The organism is Massilia sp. CT11-108 (assembly GCF_047302915.1).
GTDB lineage: Bacteria > Pseudomonadota > Gammaproteobacteria > Burkholderiales > Burkholderiaceae_D > Telluria > Telluria orientalis.
Map to the genome: position 1 here is coordinate 1 of NZ_JBKYMO010001403.1, position 315 is coordinate 315.

Annotated in this window: 1 pseudogene; it reads right to left on the minus strand. The window is 72.4% G+C overall.

Features of this window, described 5'->3' with window-relative positions:
* Positions 1-315 (minus strand): annotated as a pseudogene (locus tag ACEN88_RS35015) (methyltransferase type 11); the annotation flags it as partial.

Genomic DNA, 315 nt, shown 5'->3' on the forward strand with positions numbered 1-315 from the left:
GTGGTGCAGTTCCTGCGCCTGCGCCTGGGCGCTCGCCAGCTGCTGCGCGAGGTCGGTGCCGTGCCGTTCGACGCGGGCGAGGATGTGGTGGATCTCGGCGTCGCGGCCGGCCAGCTGGTCTTCGTAGCGCAGCGCGAGCTGGCCCAGCGTGATGCCCCTGCGGGCGGAGAAGGCGGCGTCGAAGCGGGCCAACGCGTCCGGGTCGGCGGCCTTCTGTGCGACCACGGCGTAGTCGGGGCTGACGCCTTCGAGCACGTTGATCAGGCCCACCGGCGCGCCCGTGCGCAGTTGCGGATCTTCCTGCAGGCGCACGAT